33 protein-coding genes are annotated in these 16,663 nt (G+C 34.0%); all 33 read left to right on the top strand.

What is annotated here, in order from left to right; translation table 11 throughout:
* A partial coding sequence (locus VLM92_RS07195) for a hypothetical protein (RefSeq protein WP_331681713.1) occupies nt 1-102 on the top strand: 102 nt, incomplete at its 5' end.
* A gap of 408 nt (nt 103-510) precedes the next feature.
* Entirely contained in the window at nt 511-822 is a 312-nt protein-coding gene (gene rpsJ, locus VLM92_RS07190) for a 30S ribosomal protein S10 (protein ID WP_022616361.1), read from the top strand.
* Nucleotides 823-914: 92 nt separating this feature from the next.
* On the top strand, nt 915-1,544 hold the full coding sequence (gene rplC / locus VLM92_RS07185) for a 50S ribosomal protein L3 (RefSeq protein WP_325275658.1): 630 nt from the start codon (nt 915-917) through the stop codon (nt 1,542-1,544).
* A 28-nt stretch (nt 1,545-1,572) separates the two neighbouring features.
* Nucleotides 1,573-2,196 carry a 50S ribosomal protein L4 gene (rplD, locus tag VLM92_RS07180; protein WP_325275657.1) on the top strand — a complete coding sequence of 208 codons (624 nt, stop codon included), beginning with the start codon at nt 1,573-1,575 and terminating at the stop codon, nt 2,194-2,196.
* A complete protein-coding gene (gene rplW / locus VLM92_RS07175; RefSeq protein ID WP_331681712.1) occupies nt 2,196-2,486 on the top strand; it encodes a 50S ribosomal protein L23 in 291 nt (96 codons plus the stop codon). Before rplD ends, rplW begins: the two co-directional genes overlap by 1 nt.
* A gap of 30 nt (nt 2,487-2,516) precedes the next feature.
* Nucleotides 2,517-3,347, top strand: a complete 831-nt coding sequence (gene rplB, locus VLM92_RS07170) for a 50S ribosomal protein L2 (RefSeq protein WP_325275656.1) — start codon at nt 2,517-2,519, stop codon at nt 3,345-3,347.
* A 34-nt stretch (nt 3,348-3,381) separates the two neighbouring features.
* Nucleotides 3,382-3,663, top strand: a complete 282-nt coding sequence (gene rpsS, locus VLM92_RS07165; RefSeq protein ID WP_325275655.1) for a 30S ribosomal protein S19 — start codon at nt 3,382-3,384, stop codon at nt 3,661-3,663.
* Between the two features lie 32 nt (nt 3,664-3,695).
* Nucleotides 3,696-4,031, top strand: coding sequence for a 50S ribosomal protein L22 (gene rplV, locus VLM92_RS07160; protein WP_026899707.1), 336 nt, complete (start codon nt 3,696-3,698; stop codon nt 4,029-4,031).
* Nucleotides 4,032-4,053: 22 nt separating this feature from the next.
* Nucleotides 4,054-4,905 carry a 30S ribosomal protein S3 gene (gene rpsC, locus VLM92_RS07155; RefSeq protein WP_325275654.1) on the top strand — a complete coding sequence of 284 codons (852 nt, stop codon included), beginning with the start codon at nt 4,054-4,056 and terminating at the stop codon, nt 4,903-4,905.
* 32 nt (nt 4,906-4,937) lie between these two features.
* On the top strand, nt 4,938-5,369 hold the full coding sequence (rplP, locus tag VLM92_RS07150; protein WP_325275653.1) for a 50S ribosomal protein L16: 432 nt from the start codon (nt 4,938-4,940) through the stop codon (nt 5,367-5,369).
* A gap of 1 nt (nt 5,370) precedes the next feature.
* On the top strand, nt 5,371-5,574 hold the full coding sequence (gene rpmC, locus VLM92_RS07145) for a 50S ribosomal protein L29 (protein WP_042278256.1): 204 nt from the start codon (nt 5,371-5,373) through the stop codon (nt 5,572-5,574).
* Between the two features lie 23 nt (nt 5,575-5,597).
* The gene (gene rpsQ, locus VLM92_RS07140) at nt 5,598-5,852 is read left to right on the top strand and encodes a 30S ribosomal protein S17 (RefSeq protein WP_092921810.1); all 255 of its coding nucleotides are present in this window, start codon (nt 5,598-5,600) and stop codon (nt 5,850-5,852) included.
* 26 nt (nt 5,853-5,878) lie between these two features.
* Entirely contained in the window at nt 5,879-6,247 is a 369-nt protein-coding gene (rplN, locus tag VLM92_RS07135) for a 50S ribosomal protein L14 (protein WP_325275652.1), read from the top strand.
* 22 nt (nt 6,248-6,269) lie between these two features.
* A complete protein-coding gene (rplX, locus tag VLM92_RS07130; protein WP_325275659.1) occupies nt 6,270-6,575 on the top strand; it encodes a 50S ribosomal protein L24 in 306 nt (101 codons plus the stop codon).
* A gap of 25 nt (nt 6,576-6,600) precedes the next feature.
* Entirely contained in the window at nt 6,601-7,143 is a 543-nt protein-coding gene (rplE, locus tag VLM92_RS07125) for a 50S ribosomal protein L5 (RefSeq protein WP_325275651.1), read from the top strand.
* Between the two features lie 46 nt (nt 7,144-7,189).
* Nucleotides 7,190-7,375, top strand: coding sequence for a type Z 30S ribosomal protein S14 (locus VLM92_RS07120; RefSeq protein WP_021127555.1), 186 nt, complete (start codon nt 7,190-7,192; stop codon nt 7,373-7,375).
* A gap of 32 nt (nt 7,376-7,407) precedes the next feature.
* Nucleotides 7,408-7,806, top strand: a complete 399-nt coding sequence (gene rpsH, locus VLM92_RS07115; RefSeq protein ID WP_325275650.1) for a 30S ribosomal protein S8 — start codon at nt 7,408-7,410, stop codon at nt 7,804-7,806.
* Nucleotides 7,807-7,836: 30 nt separating this feature from the next.
* Nucleotides 7,837-8,379, top strand: a complete 543-nt coding sequence (rplF, locus tag VLM92_RS07110) for a 50S ribosomal protein L6 (RefSeq protein ID WP_325275649.1) — start codon at nt 7,837-7,839, stop codon at nt 8,377-8,379.
* Between the two features lie 34 nt (nt 8,380-8,413).
* Complete coding sequence (rplR, locus tag VLM92_RS07105; protein ID WP_325275648.1) at nt 8,414-8,782, top strand: 50S ribosomal protein L18; 369 nt, start codon at nt 8,414-8,416, stop codon at nt 8,780-8,782.
* Nucleotides 8,783-8,810: 28 nt separating this feature from the next.
* Nucleotides 8,811-9,320: a 30S ribosomal protein S5 gene (gene rpsE / locus VLM92_RS07100; RefSeq protein WP_325275647.1), complete on the top strand. Its 510-nt coding sequence runs from the start codon at nt 8,811-8,813 to the stop codon at nt 9,318-9,320.
* Nucleotides 9,321-9,334: 14 nt separating this feature from the next.
* Nucleotides 9,335-9,520, top strand: coding sequence for a 50S ribosomal protein L30 (gene rpmD, locus VLM92_RS07095; RefSeq protein ID WP_325275646.1), 186 nt, complete (start codon nt 9,335-9,337; stop codon nt 9,518-9,520).
* Between the two features lie 34 nt (nt 9,521-9,554).
* Nucleotides 9,555-9,998, top strand: a complete 444-nt coding sequence (gene rplO / locus VLM92_RS07090; protein ID WP_325275645.1) for a 50S ribosomal protein L15 — start codon at nt 9,555-9,557, stop codon at nt 9,996-9,998.
* Between the two features lie 44 nt (nt 9,999-10,042).
* The gene (secY, locus tag VLM92_RS07085; protein ID WP_325275644.1) at nt 10,043-11,311 is read left to right on the top strand and encodes a preprotein translocase subunit SecY; all 1,269 of its coding nucleotides are present in this window, start codon (nt 10,043-10,045) and stop codon (nt 11,309-11,311) included.
* Between the two features lie 15 nt (nt 11,312-11,326).
* Nucleotides 11,327-11,977, top strand: coding sequence for an adenylate kinase (locus tag VLM92_RS07080; RefSeq protein WP_325275643.1), 651 nt, complete (start codon nt 11,327-11,329; stop codon nt 11,975-11,977).
* On the top strand, nt 11,977-12,723 hold the full coding sequence (gene map / locus VLM92_RS07075) for a type I methionyl aminopeptidase (protein WP_325275642.1): 747 nt from the start codon (nt 11,977-11,979) through the stop codon (nt 12,721-12,723). Before VLM92_RS07080 ends, map begins: the two co-directional genes overlap by 1 nt.
* 20 nt (nt 12,724-12,743) lie before the next feature.
* The gene (locus tag VLM92_RS07070; protein ID WP_325275641.1) at nt 12,744-13,022 is read left to right on the top strand and encodes a KOW domain-containing RNA-binding protein; all 279 of its coding nucleotides are present in this window, start codon (nt 12,744-12,746) and stop codon (nt 13,020-13,022) included.
* Between the two features lie 27 nt (nt 13,023-13,049).
* Nucleotides 13,050-13,268, top strand: coding sequence for a translation initiation factor IF-1 (infA, locus tag VLM92_RS07065; RefSeq protein WP_026899689.1), 219 nt, complete (start codon nt 13,050-13,052; stop codon nt 13,266-13,268).
* A gap of 34 nt (nt 13,269-13,302) precedes the next feature.
* Nucleotides 13,303-13,416 carry a 50S ribosomal protein L36 gene (gene rpmJ / locus VLM92_RS07060; RefSeq protein WP_003720928.1) on the top strand — a complete coding sequence of 38 codons (114 nt, stop codon included), beginning with the start codon at nt 13,303-13,305 and terminating at the stop codon, nt 13,414-13,416.
* 150 nt (nt 13,417-13,566) lie between these two features.
* On the top strand, nt 13,567-13,938 hold the full coding sequence (rpsM, locus tag VLM92_RS07055) for a 30S ribosomal protein S13 (RefSeq protein WP_325275640.1): 372 nt from the start codon (nt 13,567-13,569) through the stop codon (nt 13,936-13,938).
* 22 nt (nt 13,939-13,960) lie between these two features.
* Nucleotides 13,961-14,359: a 30S ribosomal protein S11 gene (gene rpsK, locus VLM92_RS07050; protein ID WP_026899687.1), complete on the top strand. Its 399-nt coding sequence runs from the start codon at nt 13,961-13,963 to the stop codon at nt 14,357-14,359.
* A gap of 34 nt (nt 14,360-14,393) precedes the next feature.
* Nucleotides 14,394-15,017 (top strand): 30S ribosomal protein S4, encoded by a 624-nt coding sequence (gene rpsD / locus VLM92_RS07045; RefSeq protein ID WP_325275639.1) that lies wholly within the window; start codon nt 14,394-14,396, stop codon nt 15,015-15,017.
* A 77-nt stretch (nt 15,018-15,094) separates the two neighbouring features.
* The gene (locus tag VLM92_RS07040; RefSeq protein WP_325275638.1) at nt 15,095-16,042 is read left to right on the top strand and encodes a DNA-directed RNA polymerase subunit alpha; all 948 of its coding nucleotides are present in this window, start codon (nt 15,095-15,097) and stop codon (nt 16,040-16,042) included.
* Nucleotides 16,043-16,061: 19 nt separating this feature from the next.
* Nucleotides 16,062-16,403, top strand: a complete 342-nt coding sequence (rplQ, locus tag VLM92_RS07035) for a 50S ribosomal protein L17 (RefSeq protein ID WP_296645994.1) — start codon at nt 16,062-16,064, stop codon at nt 16,401-16,403.
* Nucleotides 16,404-16,663 lie beyond the last annotated feature (260 nt).

Here is a 16,663-nt window from a genome sequence, read left to right as displayed (position 1 = left end):
GAGTTAATAAACTCAATAGCAGTAGAAGAAGGATTAAGATTCGCAATAAGAGAAGGTGGAAGAACAGTAGCATCAGGTGTTGTTGCTTCTATAGTTGAATAATCTCTTATATACGATTAATCAATAGATAAAAAAGAGGGGCTTATACCTCTCTTTTTTGCATTTTGAATAAAATTCATAAATAGTAATAATATACTAGTTATATTTCATTGACATTTGAGTTTAAATTTTATATACTAAGTTAGTGCTTTAATAGAGAAACAAGTCGAGTTTATAACTGAGTTTTACATAAAAAAATAAATTTTGTAAAATCGTAAAAAAAACTTGAAAAAATGTAAATAATGATATAAAATATAATAGTGTGCTTGAGAGATACGAAGAAATTAAACTAAATCTTAGTTAAGAGAGACCGAATGTCGAATGTAAAATTACAACACACCCGGAGCAGTGTATCGGCATAAGTCGCGCGTAACATATAAGATAAACGTGCGATAAAGGAGGGAAATTACAATGGCTAAAAATGAACAAATAAGAATAAGATTAAAGTCATATGACCACAAATTATTAGATTTTTCAGCTGGGAAAATAGTTGAAACTGCTAAAAAGGCTGGATCACAAGTTTCAGGACCTGTGCCATTACCAACAGAAAAGCAAGTTGTAACTATATTAAGAGCTGTGCATAAGTACAAAGACTCTAGAGAGCAATTTGAAATAAGAACTCACAAGAGATTAATAGACATAGCTAACCCAACACCTAAAACAGTTGACTCATTAATGAGATTAGACTTACCAGCTGGTGTTGATATAGAAATAAAGTTATAGTAGCAACCTAAGATACGATCCTATAAGGTAACTATCTTAGAATGATTATATACAAAGTATAATCCGCTGTAAGAATTATAGGAGGTGCTAATATGAAAGGAATATTAGGAAAAAAATTAGGTATGACTCAAATATTCACTGAAGAAGGTATAGTAATACCTGTAACAGTTGTTGAGGCAGGACCAATCGTTGTAACTCAAATAAAAACAGTTGAGAAAGACGGATACAATGCAGTTCAAATAGGTTTTGGAGAAGCTAAAGAGAAATCTTTAAACAAGCCTCAAAAAGGACATTTAGCTGCAGCTAACGTATTAAAGAAACACTTAAAAGAATTCAGAGTAGATTCTGTAGAAGGATATACAGTTGGACAAGAAATAAAAGCTGATTTATTCGCTACAGGTGAAAAAATAGATGTTTCTGGAACAAGTAAAGGTAAGGGATTCCAAGGTCCTATAAAGAGACATGGACAATCAAGAGGTCCTGAATCTCACGGTTCTAGATACCACAGAAGACCAGGATCAATGGGAGCATGTTCTTTCCCTGGTAGAGTTTTCAAAAACAAAAAATTAGCTGGACACATGGGTAGCGTTAAAGTTACAGTTCAAAACTTAGAGGTTGTTAAAGTAGATGCTGATAAGAACCTTATATTAGTTAAAGGTGCTATACCAGGACCTAAAGGTTCAGTAGTAACTATAAAGGAAGCAGTTAAGTCTTCTAAATAATGACTAACCTAAGAAAGGAGGAAGCACGATGCCAAAATTAAATGTATTAAATATTAATGGACAAAATGTTGGAGAAATAGAGTTAGTAGATTCTATATTCAATGTAGAAGTTAATGAACATGTTTTATATGAGGTTGTTAAAAACCAATTAGCAAACAAGAGACAAGGTACTCAATCTGCTAAAACTAGAGCAGAAGTTAGAGGTGGCGGAAGAAAACCTTGGAAACAAAAAGGAACAGGTAGAGCTAGACAAGGTTCTATAAGAGCTGTACAATGGGTTGGTGGAGGAGTTGCTTTTGCACCTAAGCCAAGAGATTACAGTTACACATTACCTAAGAAGGTAAGAAGATTAGCGATGAAGAGTGCTTTATCTGCTAAAGTACAAAACGGTGAAATGATAGTATTAGATGCTTTAAATATGGAAGCTCCTAAGACTAAAGAATTCGCTCAAATATTAAAGAATGTAAATTCTGCAAAGAAGGCGTTAATAGTAACAGCTGAAAATAATACAAATGTAATAAAATCAGCTTCAAACATAGAAGGTGTTGCAACTGCTACAGTTAACACAATAAATGTTTATGATATATTAAAGTATGATTCATTCATAATAACTACAGACGCTGTTAAAAAAGTGGAGGAGGTGTACGCATAATGACTAATCCACATGATATAATAAAGAAACCAGTTGTAACTGAACAAAGTATGGCTGAAATGGTTGAAAAGAAATACACTTTTGTTGTTGCTAAGAATGCAAACAAAACTGAAATAAAGAAAGCTGTAGAAGCAATATTCGGAGTTAATGTTGAAAAAGTTAACACATTAAACTACGATGGAAAAGTTAAAAGAATGGGTAAACATGAGGGAAGAACTGCAAGCTTTAAGAAGGCAGTAGTTAAATTAGCTGCTGACAGTAAAGAAATAGAATTCTTCCAAGGAATGTAATTATCCTAGCAAACGAAGGAGGGAAAACACATGGCTATAAAAAAGTTTAGACCAACTTCTCCTGCCTTAAGACAAATGACAGTTTTAGTTTCTGATGAAATAACTTGCAATGAACCAGAAAGATCTCTTTTAGTATCTTTAAAGAAGAACGCTGGTAGAAATGCACACGGAAAAATAACTGTTCGTCACAGAGGTGGAGGAAACAGAAGAAAATTTAGAATAATAGATTTCAAGAGAAATAAAGACGGTGTACCTGCGAAGGTTGCTACTGTTGAATATGATCCAAATAGAACAGCTAACATAGCTTTATTACACTATGCAGATGGTGAAAAGAGATATATATTAGCACCTGTTGGATTAGAGGTTGGAACTACAATATTATCAGGACCAACAGCTGACATAAAGCCAGGAAATGCATTAGCATTAAAGGATATGCCAGTAGGTACTGTAATACACAACATAGAATTAAAGCCAGGAAAAGGAGCTCAATTAGTTAGATCTGCTGGAGTTTCTGCTCAATTAATGGCTAAAGAAGGAAAAAAAGCTTTATTAAGATTACCATCAGGTGAAATGAGATTTGTAAGCATAGATTGCAAAGCTACAATAGGACAAGTTGGTAACATAGAACACGGTAACGTTGTTATAGGTAAAGCAGGTAGAAAAAGACATATGGGTATAAGACCTACTGTAAGAGGATCTGTAATGAACCCTTGTGACCATCCACACGGTGGTGGGGAAGGTAGAACTTCAATAGGTAGACCTTCACCAGTTACTCCATGGGGTAAACCAGCTCTTGGATACAAAACTAGAAAGAAAAATAAAGCTTCTGATAAGTTAATAGTATCAAGAAGAACTAAGTAATAGATTTACTTTTGCTCGGAAAGGAGGAATTTAAATGTCAAGATCAACTAAAAAAGGACCTTTCGTCCATGCGAGACTTTTAAAGAAAATAGACGCTATGAACGCTGCTGGAAATAAAGAAGTTATAAAGACTTGGTCAAGAACTTCAACAATATTCCCTCAAATGGTAGAACATACTATAGCTGTTCATGATGGAAGAAGACATATACCTGTTTATATAACAGAAGATATGGTTGGACACAAGTTAGGTGAATTCGTTCCTACAAGAACTTTCAAGGGACATAAGGACGATGAAAAATCTAATAAAAGAAAATAATAAATTTCTGACTAAGGAAGGAGGAATAGCAAATGGAAGCAAAAGCTACTGCTAAATATGTACGTGTATCACCAAGAAAAGCAGGACAAATCTGTGACCTTGTTAGAGGAAAGAATGTTGATGAAGCATTAGCAATATTAAAGTTCACTCCAAGAGGAGCGGCTTCAATAATAGCTAAAGTTGTTAAATCTGCTAAAGCAAACGCTGAAAACAACCATGAAATGGATGTTGAAAATTTATATATAGCATCAGTAGTTGCAAACCAAGGGCCAACAATGAAAAGATTCATGCCTAGAGCTATGGGACGTGCAACAATGATAAGAAAAAGAACTTCTCACATAGAGGTTGTTGTAAAGGAAAGAAAATAATTTATAGATAGGAGGGAAAATAATGGGTCAAAAAGTTAATGCACACGGACTAAGAGTCGGTGTTATAAAAGATTGGGACTCTAGATGGTTCGCAACTGATAAGAAAGAGTTCGGAAACTTATTATTAGAAGACCATAATGTTCGTAAATTCTTAAAGAATAGACTTTACTCTGCAGGAGTTGCTAAAATAGAAATAGAAAGATCAGCAAATAAGGTTAAAATAGACTTACACGTTGCTAAGCCAGGTGTAGTTATAGGAAGAGCCGGAGCTGGTATAGATGCTTTAAAAGCTGAATTAGAAAAAATGACTAAGAAAACTGTAATAGTTAACATAGTTGAAGTTAGAAACCCAGATAAAGATGCTCAATTAGTAGCAGAAAATATAGCATTAGCTATAGAAAGAAGGGTAGCTTTCAGAAGAGCTATGAAACAAGCTATACAAAGAGCTATGAAGTCAGGTGTTAAAGGGATAAAAGTTTCTGCATCAGGAAGATTAGGTGGAGCAGAAATGGCTAGAACTGAAGGATACAGCGAAGGAAATGTACCTTTACAAACACTAAGAGCTGATATAAACTTTGGTTTCGCAGAAGCTAACACTACTTACGGAAAAACTGGTATCAAAGTTTGGATATGCAACGGTGAAGTTTTACCAACTAGAAACGGTGTAAATCCAAGAGAAGAAAGAAGAGATAACAGAAGAAACGATAGAAGAGATAACAAGAGAAACGATAGAAGAAACGATAGAAGAAACACTAGAGGAAATGATAACAGAGGAAATGATAACAGAGGAGCAAGACCTCAAGGATCAAGACCTCAAGGAGGACAAAGACCTCAAGGATCAAGACCTCAAAGAACTGAAAACAAAGGAAATTAATTTAATAAGGTTCGAGGAAGGAGGAAATACTCATGTTAATGCCAAAAAGAGTAAAACGTCGTAGAGTTCATAGAGGAAGTATGGCTGGGAAGGCTCAAAAAGGTAATAAAGTTACTTATGGAGAGTTCGGATTAGTTGCATTAGAAGCTTCTTGGATAACTTCTAATCAAATAGAAGCTGCCAGAATCGCGATGACTAGATATATAAAAAGAGGCGGGAAGGTTTGGATAAAAATATTCCCTCATAAGCCGGTAACAAGAAAACCAGCTGAAACTCGTATGGGTGCTGGTAAAGGATCTCCAGAATACTGGGTAGCAGTAGTTAAGCCAGGGAGAGTTATGTTCGAATTAGCAGGTGTTCCTGAAGAGAAAGCTAGAGAAGCAATGAGACTTGCGATGCACAAATTACCAGTTAAGTGTAAGTTTGTAAAACGTGAAGATTTAGAAGTAAAGGGTGGTGAATAGGATGCAAGCTAAAGAATTAAGAGATTTAACAGGCGAAGAGCTAATGAACAAGTTAAATGACTTCAAAAGTGAATTATTTAGCTTAAGATTCCAATTAGCTACTGGTCAATTAGAAAATACAGCTAGAATAAAATTCGTTAAAAAGGATATAGCTAGAGTTAAAACTATCCTTGCTGAAAGAAAGTTAAACGAAACTAGAGCTTAATTTGGGAAAGGAGGCTTTTAAACATGGAAAGAGGAAGAAGAAAAGTTAGAATAGGCCGTGTTGTAAGTGACAAAATGGATAAAACAATAGTTGTTGCAGTTGAAGATTTCGTACGTCATCCATTATATAATAAGCCAGTTAAGAGAACTAAGAAGTTCAAGGCTCACGATGAACAAAATGTATGTAGAATCGGAGACAAAGTTAAAATAATGGAAACTAGACCTTTATCAAAAGATAAAAGATTCAGATTAGTTGAAGTTGTTGAGAAAGTTAAGTAGTTTTTTGGAAAAGGAGGGATTACGATATGGTACAACAAGAGACACGTTTAAGAGTTGCTGATAACTCTGGTGCTAAGGAAATACTATGTATACGTGTACTAGGCGGAAGTAAAAGAAGATATGGTAACATAGGCGACGTAATAGTTGCTACTGTTAAAAGTGCAACACCTGGTGGAGTTGTAAAAAAAGGTAAAGTTGTTAAAGCTGTTATAGTAAGAAGCAAGCAAGGCGTAAGACGTAAAGATGGAAGTTATATATCTTTCGACGATAATGCTGCTGTTATAATAAAAGACGACAAAACTCCAGTAGGAACTCGTATATTCGGGCCTGTTGCTAGAGAGTTAAGAGATAATGAGTTCATGAAGATAGTTTCTCTTGCTCCAGAAGTACTATAATAAGGAGGTGCAATAGGACATGATGCGTGTTAAAAAAGGTGACACTGTTGTAGTTATAGCAGGTAAAGATAAAGGTAAAAAAGGTGCAGTTCTAAAAGTATTCCCTAAGGCTAATAGAGTATTAGTTGAAGGTGTAAACGTAATAACTAAGCACCAAAAGCCAAGTGCTATGAACCCACAAGGTGGAATAATAAATAAAGAAGCTTCAGTTCATATATCTAATGTAATGCCATTCGATCCTGAAACAGGAAAAGGGACAAGAGTTAGAGTTGAAATGAAAGACGGAAAAAAAGTTAGAGTATCAGTAAAGAGCGGAAAAGAATTATAATATAGCTTGAAAGGAGGGACCTTAAATGGCTTCTAGATTACAAGAAAAATACATGAAAGAAGTTGCTCCTGCTTTAATGGAGAAATTTGGATACAAAAACGTTATGGAAATACCTAAGTTAGATAAAATAGTTATAAACATGGGTATAGGTGACGCTAGAGAAAATCCAAAAGGATTAGAAAAGGCTGTTGAAGAGATGTCAATAATATCTGGACAAAAGCCTGTTACAACTAAGGCTAGAAAGTCTGTTGCTAACTTCAAATTAAGAGAAGGTATGCCAATAGGTGCAAAAGTTACTTTAAGAGCTGACAAAATGTACTACTTCATGGATAAGTTAGTATCAGTATCTTTACCAAGAGTTAGAGACTTCAGAGGAGTTAACGCTAACGCATTCGATGGTAGAGGTAACTACGCTTTAGGTGTTAAAGAGCAATTAATATTCCCTGAAATAGAATACGATAAGGTAGATAAAGTAAGAGGAATGGATATAATATTCGTTACTACAGCTAAGACTGACGAAGAAGCACGTGAATTATTAAAATTATTAGGAATGCCATTTTCTAAGTAAGTTTAGAAAAGGTCATTTTCTAAGCTAAGACGAAGGAGGGATTCCAGTGGCTAGAAAAGCGATGGTTGTAAAACAACAAAAAAAGCAAAAGTACGCTACTAGAGAATACACTAGATGTACTATATGTGGTAGACCACATTCAGTTTTAAGAAAATTTGGTATATGCCGTATATGCTTTAGAGAATTAGCTTATAAAGGTCAAATACCTGGTGTTAGAAAAGCAAGTTGGTAAAAATTTGCTAAAAATGGAAGGAGGGTTTCAATATGACAATGACAGATCCAATCGCAGATATGCTGACTCGTATAAGAAATGCTAACGTAGTTAAGCACGAAACTGTTGACGTTCCTGCCTCTAATATGAAGAAAGAATTAGCTAGAATCTTATTAGAAGAAGGTTTCGTAAGAGGTTATGATGTTATAGAAGATGGAAAGCAAGGAATAATAAGAATACAATTAAAGTACGGACAAGCAGGCGAAAGAGTTATAACAGGACTTAAGAGAATATCTAAGCCTGGTATGAGAGTTTACGCTGGTAACCAAGAGATACCAAAGGTATTAAATGGATTAGGTATATCAGTAATATCTACTTCAAAAGGTATATTAACTGATAAGCAAGCAAGAAAAGAAAATGTTGGTGGAGAAGTAATCTGCTACGTTTGGTAATATAAACGAACAATGTAAGGAGGTGCGACTATGTCAAGAATAGGTGTTAAGCCAATAACAGTACCAGCAGGTGTTGAAGTAACTATAGCTGAAGGAAACTTTGTTACAGTAAAAGGACCAAAAGGAACTTTAACTAAGCAGTTTGATGGTGCGTTAAATATAAAGCAAGAAGAAAATACTATAACTGTTGAAAGACCAACAAACAATAAGCAACACAGATCTTTACACGGATTAACTAGAACTTTATTAGATAATATGGTTGTAGGTGTTACTACTGGTTTCGAAAAGAAATTAGAATTAGTTGGTGTTGGATACAGAGCTCAAAAGCAAGGAACTAAATTAGTTATGAACTTAGGATACTCTCATCCGGTAGAAATGGAAGATCCAGAAGGTATAACTGTTGAAGCTCCAAACCAAACTGAGTTAGTAGTAAAAGGTATCGATAAGCAATTAGTAGGAAACTACGCTGCTAAGATAAGAGACTGGAGAAAGCCAGAGCCATACAAAGGTAAAGGTATAAGATACGCTGGTGAAGTTGTAAGACGTAAAGAAGGAAAAACTGGTAAGAAATAATACCAAACATAAAAGCTAGAAAGGAGTGATCTCAGTGTTAAAGAAAGCTAATAAAAACGCTAATAGACTTCAAAGACATAAGAGAGTTCGTAGAAAAATAACTGGAACTACTCAAAGACCAAGATTATGCATCTTTAGAAGTGCTAATAATATATACGCTCAGATAATAGATGATACAAACAGAGTAACTCTTGCAGCTGCATCTTCTTTAGACGCAGAAGTAAAAGGTGCTGTTAATCATACAGGAAACAAAGAAGCAGCTAGAAAAGTTGGCGAAATGATCGCTAAAAAAGCTGTAGAAAAAGGAATCACTGAAGTTGTATTTGACAGAGGTGGATACTTATATCACGGTAGAGTTCAAGAGTTAGCTGAAGGTGCTAGAGAAGCTGGACTTAAGTTCTAATTAAGAAGTACAAAGGAGGGAAATGCACATGTTACGTCGTAAACTTATAGACGCAAGACAACTTGACTTAAAAGAAAAAGTTGTTGAAGTAAGACGTGTTACTAAAGTTGTAAAAGGTGGTAGAAACTTCAGATTTGCAGCATTAGTAGTAGTTGGAGATGAAAACGGACACGTTGGTGTAGGTACTGGTAAAGCAATGGAAGTACCAGACGCTATAAAGAAAGCTGTAGAAGATGCTAAGAAGAATCTTATACATGTACCTATGGTTGGTACAACAATTCCTCACGAAGTAAACGGACACTTCGGAGCTGGAAAAATATTAATAATGCCTGCTAAGCAAGGTACAGGAGTTATAGCTGGAGGACCTGCTAGAGCGGTACTTGAATTAGCTGGATTAACAGACGTTAGAGCTAAATCTTTAGGATCTAACAACCCAAGAAACATGGTAAATGCTACAATAGAAGGTCTTAACTCTCTAAAGACAGCTGAAGATATAGCTAAACTTAGAGGTAAAAAAGTTGAAGAGCTTCTAGGGTAAGGAGGTAGTGAAAAATGGCTAAATTACAAATAAAGTTAGTTAGAAGTACAATAGGAACTACTCCTAACCAAAGAAAGAACGTAGAAGCGTTAGGATTAAGAAAAAGAGAACAAGTAGTTGTTAAAGAAGATAATGCCCAAATAAGAGGGATGATAACTAAAGTTAAGCATTTAGTACAAGTTACTGAAATAGCTGAGTAATATTTTTAAGAAGTGCGATAAGGAGGTGCAATCCATGAAGTTACATGAGTTAAAACCTGCTAAAGGTGCAGTAAGAGCTAAGAGAAGATTAGGTAGAGGTACTGCAACTGGACAAGGTAAAACTGCAGGACGTGGACAAAAAGGACAATGGTCTCGTTCAGGTGGTGGAGTTAGAGTTGGATTTGAAGGTGGACAGATGCCACTTGCTAGAAGACTTCCTAAGAGAGGTTTCAAGAATCCATTTAAGAAAGTTTACACTGAAATAAACATAGAAGCTTTAAACAGATTCGAAAACGGAACTGAGGTAACTGCAGAGTTATTAAAAGCTACTAGAGTTATAAGCAAAATAGAAAAAGACGGCGTTAAGATCTTAGGCGAAGGAAATTTAGAAAAGGCTGTAACAGTTAAAGCTGCTAAGTTCACTGCTTCAGCTCAAGAAAAAATAGAAAAAGCTGGAGGAAAGGCAGAATTAGTTTAATCTAATCTGCTAACTCTTAGCCATTACAGGCGGGGTGAGTTAACGTGTTGTCACAGTTAAAGCAAGCTTGGAAACTTAAAGATGTAAGAAGAAAAATATTATATACTTTGATGATGATTTTAGTATTTAGGATAGGTGCAACGATACCTGTTCCTGGAGTAGATACAAGTATTATAAAGGGAATGGTTGACTCAAATGGTCTTCTTTCCCTATATAATATGTTTAGTGGTGGGGCTTTTAGTAACTTCACATTATTTGCTTTAGGTGTAGGACCGTATATAACAGCATCTATTATAATGCAACTTCTAACTATTGGTTTTGAAAGTTTAGAAGAACTTCAAAAGTCTGGTGAAGAAGGTAAGAAAAAAATTAACAAGTACACTAAGTATATAGCACTAGCATTAGCGTTCGTACAAGCCATAGCTATTACGCTAGGAATTGTAAGAGGTGCTTTAAAGTCAAATAGTGTATTTTTTATAGTTACAGTTATATTAACATTAGTATCAGCTAGTATGTTATTAATGTGGATAGGAGATAAAATTACTGAAAAAGGATTAGGTAATGGAAGCTCTGTTATAATATTCATCGGTATTATCTCAAGAATACCAGTAGATATTATATCAACTGCTAACTTAGTAAAAAGTGGTAAAATAGCTATAGGAACAGCAGTATTGTTAGTTGTAGTAATACTTTTAACAATCACAGCAGTTACATATATACAAGAAGCCACTAGAAAAATCCCAGTACAATATGCTAAAAGAGTGGTTGGAAGGAAAATGTATGGAGGACAAAGTTCTCACATACCAATGAAAGTTAATCAGTCAGGAGTTATACCAGTAATTTTTGCTAGTTCACTTTTAGCTTTCCCTCAAACTATAGCAACGTTTATGGGTGCAGATGCTCAAGCGTTTGTTCAAACATACTTAAATCCACTTGGATCTCCAGGAGTTTGGATATACAGATCACTTGAAGTTCTGCTGATAGTATTCTTTTCTTATTTCTATACAACTGTATCATTTAATACAGAAGATATAGCTAATAATATGAAAAATAATGGTGGATTTATACCAGGTATAAGACCAGGAAAATCTACTATAGATTATTTAAATAGGATATTATCAAGATTAACTCTAGCTGGAGCTTTATTCCTAGCTTCAATAGTTATGGTATCAGCAATTATTATGTTCTTTATGAAACTTAATATAACATTAGTTGGTTCATCACTATTAATAGTTGTTGGGGTTGCTTTAGAGCTAAAGAGACAGTTAGAATCAAATTTAGTTATGAGAAGCTATCAAGGTTTCTTAAAATAAATTGGAGATGATAATATGAGAATAATATTACTTGGACCTCCTGGTGCTGGTAAAGGTACACAGGCAGCAGGTATAGTAGAAAAATACAACATACCTCATATATCAACAGGAGATATATTCAGAAAGAATATAAAAGAAGGAACGGATCTTGGAAAGAAAGCTAAAGCATATATAGATCAAGGATTACTAGTTCCAGATGAGTTAACTGTAGGTTTAGTTACAGACAGAATAACTCAAGCTGACTGTGAAAACGGATTTATGTTAGATGGATTCCCAAGAAATGTTGCTCAAGCTGAACATTTAGATGCGTTTTTAAAACAAGTTAATATAGCTTTAGACAAGGTAGTTAATATCGAAGTTGATAAGAATATATTAGTTGGAAGAGCTGTAGGAAGAAGAATATGTAAATCTTGCGGTGCAACGTATCATGTTGAGTTTAATCCTCCTAAAGTACAAGGAGTATGTAACGTATGCCAAGGAGAATTATACCAAAGAGCAGACGATACAGAAGAGACTGTATCTAAAAGAATACAAGTTTATCTAGATGAAACAAAACCATTAGTTGACTATTATAGTTCTCAAGGTATAATAGCTAATATAAATGGACAACAATCTATAGATAAGGTATTTGAAGATATAGTAAATGCTCTAGGATGTGAAAAATAATGATTACTTTAAAATCAAAAAAAGAATTAGAACTTATGAGAGAGGCAGGCAAAATTGTCGCTGAAACTCATGAGATATTAAAAGCAGCTGTTACTCCGGGAATATCTACTTTAGAGTTAGATAAAATAGCTGAAGAGAATATAAGAAAATATAATGCGATACCATCTTTTAAGGGATATGGCGGATTTTCAGGTTCAATATGTGCTTCTATCAATGAAGAAGTAGTACATGGGATACCAGGAAAGAAGATACTAAAAGAAGGTGACATTATAAGTTTAGATGTAGGAGCCTATTATAAAGGATATCATTCAGACTCTGCGAAAACTCATGGGGTAGGAATAATATCTGAAGAAGATAGGAAATTAATAGAAGTAACTAAAGAAAGCTTCTATGAAGGCATAAAATTTGCTAAACTAGGATATAGATTATCTGATATCTCACACGCAATACAAGCACACGTTGAGAAACATGGTTTCTCTGTAGTTAGAGATTTAGTAGGTCATGGCGTTGGCTCAGAACTTCATGAAGATCCTCAAATACCTAACTATGGCCCAGCCGGTAAAGGACCAAGACTTCAAGAAGGAATGGTTTTAGCTATAGAGCCAATGATTAATGCTGGTAAATACCACGTTAAAACATTAGCTGATGGATGGACCATTGTCACAATAGATGGCAAAAAATCAGCTCATTATGAGCACACGATAGCAATCACTGAAAATGAGCCACTGATATTATCAGCGCTATAATTTTAAAAGTAGGTGAAAAGATGCTATCAAATAATTTAAGTGTAGGTCAAGTTGTAAGAGCTACTTCAGGTAAAGAACAAGGAAGACTATTTTTTATAATAAAAATAGTTGACCATGAATATGTTTTTATAGCTGATGGAAAGAAAAGAAAACTTGGTAAGCCTAAGCTAAAAAAAGTTAAGCACTTAAAAAGATATAATGTTATTAATGATGATGTTAAAAACAAGATATTATCTGAACAAAATGTTACGGATGCTTTTTTAAGAGTTCAACTTACTAAGTTAAATAATTTAATTTAACTTATTGAATGGAGGTTTGGTTAGTTAATGGCCAAAAAAGATGTTATAGAGTTCGAAGGTGTAGTTTCTGAAAACTTGCCGAATGCTATGTTTAAAGTAAAACTAGAAAATGGACATGAAGTATTATGCCACTTATCTGGAAAGCTAAGAATGAACTTCATAAGAATTCTTGAAGGAGATAAGGTGAATGTCGAACTTTCTCCATATGACCTTACAAGAGGAAGAATCACTTGGCGTAAGAAGTAGACTAATTTTGAAATAGTCTAAGGAGGGATTAACAATGAAAGTAAGACCATCAGTAAAACCAATGTGCGAAAAGTGCAAGGTAATAAGAAGAAAAGGCAAAGTAATGGTTATCTGTGAAAATCCGAAGCATAAACAAAAGCAAGGATAATAAATTATTACTAGCAATTTATTGATTTATATAGTATAATATTATATTGTGATGTTAACGAAAAGGTTTGAAATGATCGAAAATTTGGGACCAAAATAATATGATATTAATATTTTAACACTAAAAACTAAGTGTAGGAGGTGCGAATTAATGGCAAGAATAGCTGGGGTAGATTTACCTAGAGAAAAAAGAGCAGAAATAGCTTTAACTTATATATATGGTATAGGTAAAGCAACTGCTAATGAAATATTAGCTAAAGCTGAGATAAATCCTGATTCAAGAATAAAAGACTTATCTGAAGAACAAGTTAACGACTTAAGAAAGATCATAGATAGTGATTTCTTAGTTGAAGGTGACTTAAGAAGAGAGATAGCTTTAAATATAAAGAGATTAAGAGATATAAAATGTTACAGAGGTATGAGACATGCTAAAGGTCTTCCACTAAGAGGACAAAGAACTAAGACTAACGCTAGAACTAGAAAAGGTCCTAGAAAAACTGTATCTCGTAAGAAGAAGAAATAATAACTAGATAGGAGGGAAAACAATGGCTAAACCAAAAAAGAAAGTTACACGTGTTAGAAGAAGAGAGCGTAAAAACATAGAGCGTGGTCAAGCACATATACAATCAACTTTCAACAATACAATAATAACTTTAACTGATGTTCATGGAAATGCTATATCAGCTGCAAGTTCAGGACAATTAGGATTCAAAGGATCAAGAAAAGCGACTCCTTTTGCATCTCAAATGGCTGCAGAAACAGCTGCTAAGGCTGCTATGGAACACGGATTAAAGACTGTTGAAGTGTTCGTAAAAGGACCAGGTTCAGGAAGAGAAGCTGCTATAAGAGCATTACAAGCTACTGGACTAGAAGTAACTATGATAAAAGACGTAACTCCAATTCCTCACAACGGATGTAGACCGCCAAAGAGAAGAAGAGTGTAATTATATAAACGAGTAAATTAGGAGGTGTAAAGACATGGCAAGATACACAGGTGCATCATGCAGACAATGTCGTAGAGAAGGAATGAAATTATTCCTTAAAGGTGACAGATGTTATACTGATAAGTGTGCTATAGTTAAAAGAAACTATGCTCCAGGACAACATGGACAAGGAAGAAAGAAAGTTTCTAACTATGGATTACAATTAAGAGAAAAGCAAAAAGTTAAGAGAATATACGGAGTTTTAGAAACTCAATTCAGAAACTTATACGAGCGTGCTGAAAAAATGGCTGGTATAACTGGGGAAAACTTATTAAGTTTATTAGAAAGAAGATTAGACAATGTTGTTTACAGAATGGGATTAGCTTCATCTAGAAAAGAAGCTAGACAATTAGTAGGACACGGTCACTTCTTATTAAACGGACATAAGGCTGATATAGCTTCTATAACAGTTAAGCCAGGTGATGTTATAACAGTTAAGGAAAGATCAAAGTCATCTGCTAAATTCAAAGCTTTAGTAGAAACTAACTCAAGAATAGCTCCTAAGTGGTTAGAAGCTAACTTAGAAGAAATGTCAGTTAAGGTTGTTGCTATACCATCAAGAGAAGATATAGATCTTGAAATAGCAGAACACTTAATCATAGAACTTTACTCTAAGTAATAAGCATATTTTAAAATTTATTTTTAAAATTTTGTTTACCCTCAGTGGATTAATAAATTTGAAGGAGGGTTTTGTCCATGATAGAAATAGAAAAACCAAAAGTAGATATAATCGAACTTAGCGAAGACTATAGATATGGAAAGTTTGTCATAGAACCTTTAGAAAGAGGTTATGGCATAACTATAGGTAATGCTTTAAGAAGAATATTATTATCTTCTTTACCAGGTGTTGCAGTTAACTCTATAAAAATAGATGGGGTTCTTCACGAATTCTCTACAGTGCCAGGAGTTAAAGAAGATGTTACTGAAATAATATTAGCATTAAAAGAGCTTTCAGCTACTATAGATGGTGAAGGAAGTAGAACACTTAAAATAGAAGCTCAAGGACCATGCACTATCACGGGATCAGACATAATATGTCCTCCTGATGTTGAAATATTAAGCAAAGATTTAAAGATAGCTACGCTAGATGATAATGCTAAGTTTAATATGGAAATATTTATAGACAAAGGTAGAGGTTATGTTTCTGCTGAAGAAAATAAAACAGAGCATATGCCTATAGGTGTTTTACCTGTAGACTCAATATATACTCCTGTTGAAAAAGTGAGCTACCATGTAGAGAATACAAGAGTAGGTCAAAAGACAGATTATGATAAATTAGTATTAGATGTTTGGACTAATGGAAGTATAAATCCTCAAGAAGGAATATCTCTTGCAGCCAAAGTACTAGTTGAACATTTAAATCTATTCATAGACTTAACAGAGCATGTAAGCAATGTTGAGATAATGGTAGAAAAAGAAGAAGATCAAAAGGAAAAAGTTCTTGAAATGACTATAGAAGAATTAGATTTATCAGTTAGATCATACAACTGTTTAAAGAGAGCGGGAATAAATACAGTTGAAGAGTTAGCTAATAAGTCTGAGGATGATATGATGAAGGTTAGAAATCTAGGGAAAAAATCTTTAGAGGAAGTAATCCAAAAATTAGAAGAACTTGGACTAGGTCTTAAACCAAGCGAAGAATAGCGAGTGAAGGAGGGATAGTATGGCTACTTACCGTAAATTAGGACGTGAAACAGCTCACAGAAACCTTATGTTAAGAAACTTAGTAACTGATTTACTAAGAAACGGAAGAATAGAAACAACTGTAACTAGAGCGAAAGAAACTCGTAGAATGGCAGAAAAGATGATAACTCTTGCTAAGAGGGGAGATCTTCATGCTAGAAGACAAGTTTTAGCTTACGTTATGGATGAAACAGTAGTTAACAACTTATTCACTGATATAGCTCCAAAATATGCAGAGAGAAACGGTGGATACACTAGAATAATCAAAAAAGGGCCAAGAAGAGGCGATGCAGCTGAAATGGCATTTATTGAATTAGTTTAGTAAATAGTTAATATATATGAAAAAAGATTAAGTTTGATGGGCTTAATCTTTTTTTTATGCAAATAATATTAATTAAAAAAGATTATATAATCAAAGGAATTATTTTTTAATTAGAACTGTGATATAATATTAAGATACAAATTTTAAATTACTACTTTAAAGAAGGAGTAGAATCAATGAATAATATTATAAACGTTAACAATATTTCATATGAATATATAACTGAAGAATCTAGTTTTAAAGCTATAGATAATTTAAGT

The organism is Romboutsia sp. (genome assembly GCF_035470145.1).
Taxonomy (GTDB): Bacteria; Bacillota; Clostridia; order Peptostreptococcales; family Peptostreptococcaceae; genus Romboutsia_D.
The sequence above is the reverse complement of the archived record's forward strand: the minus strand, read 5'-3'. Positions and strand labels throughout refer to the sequence as shown.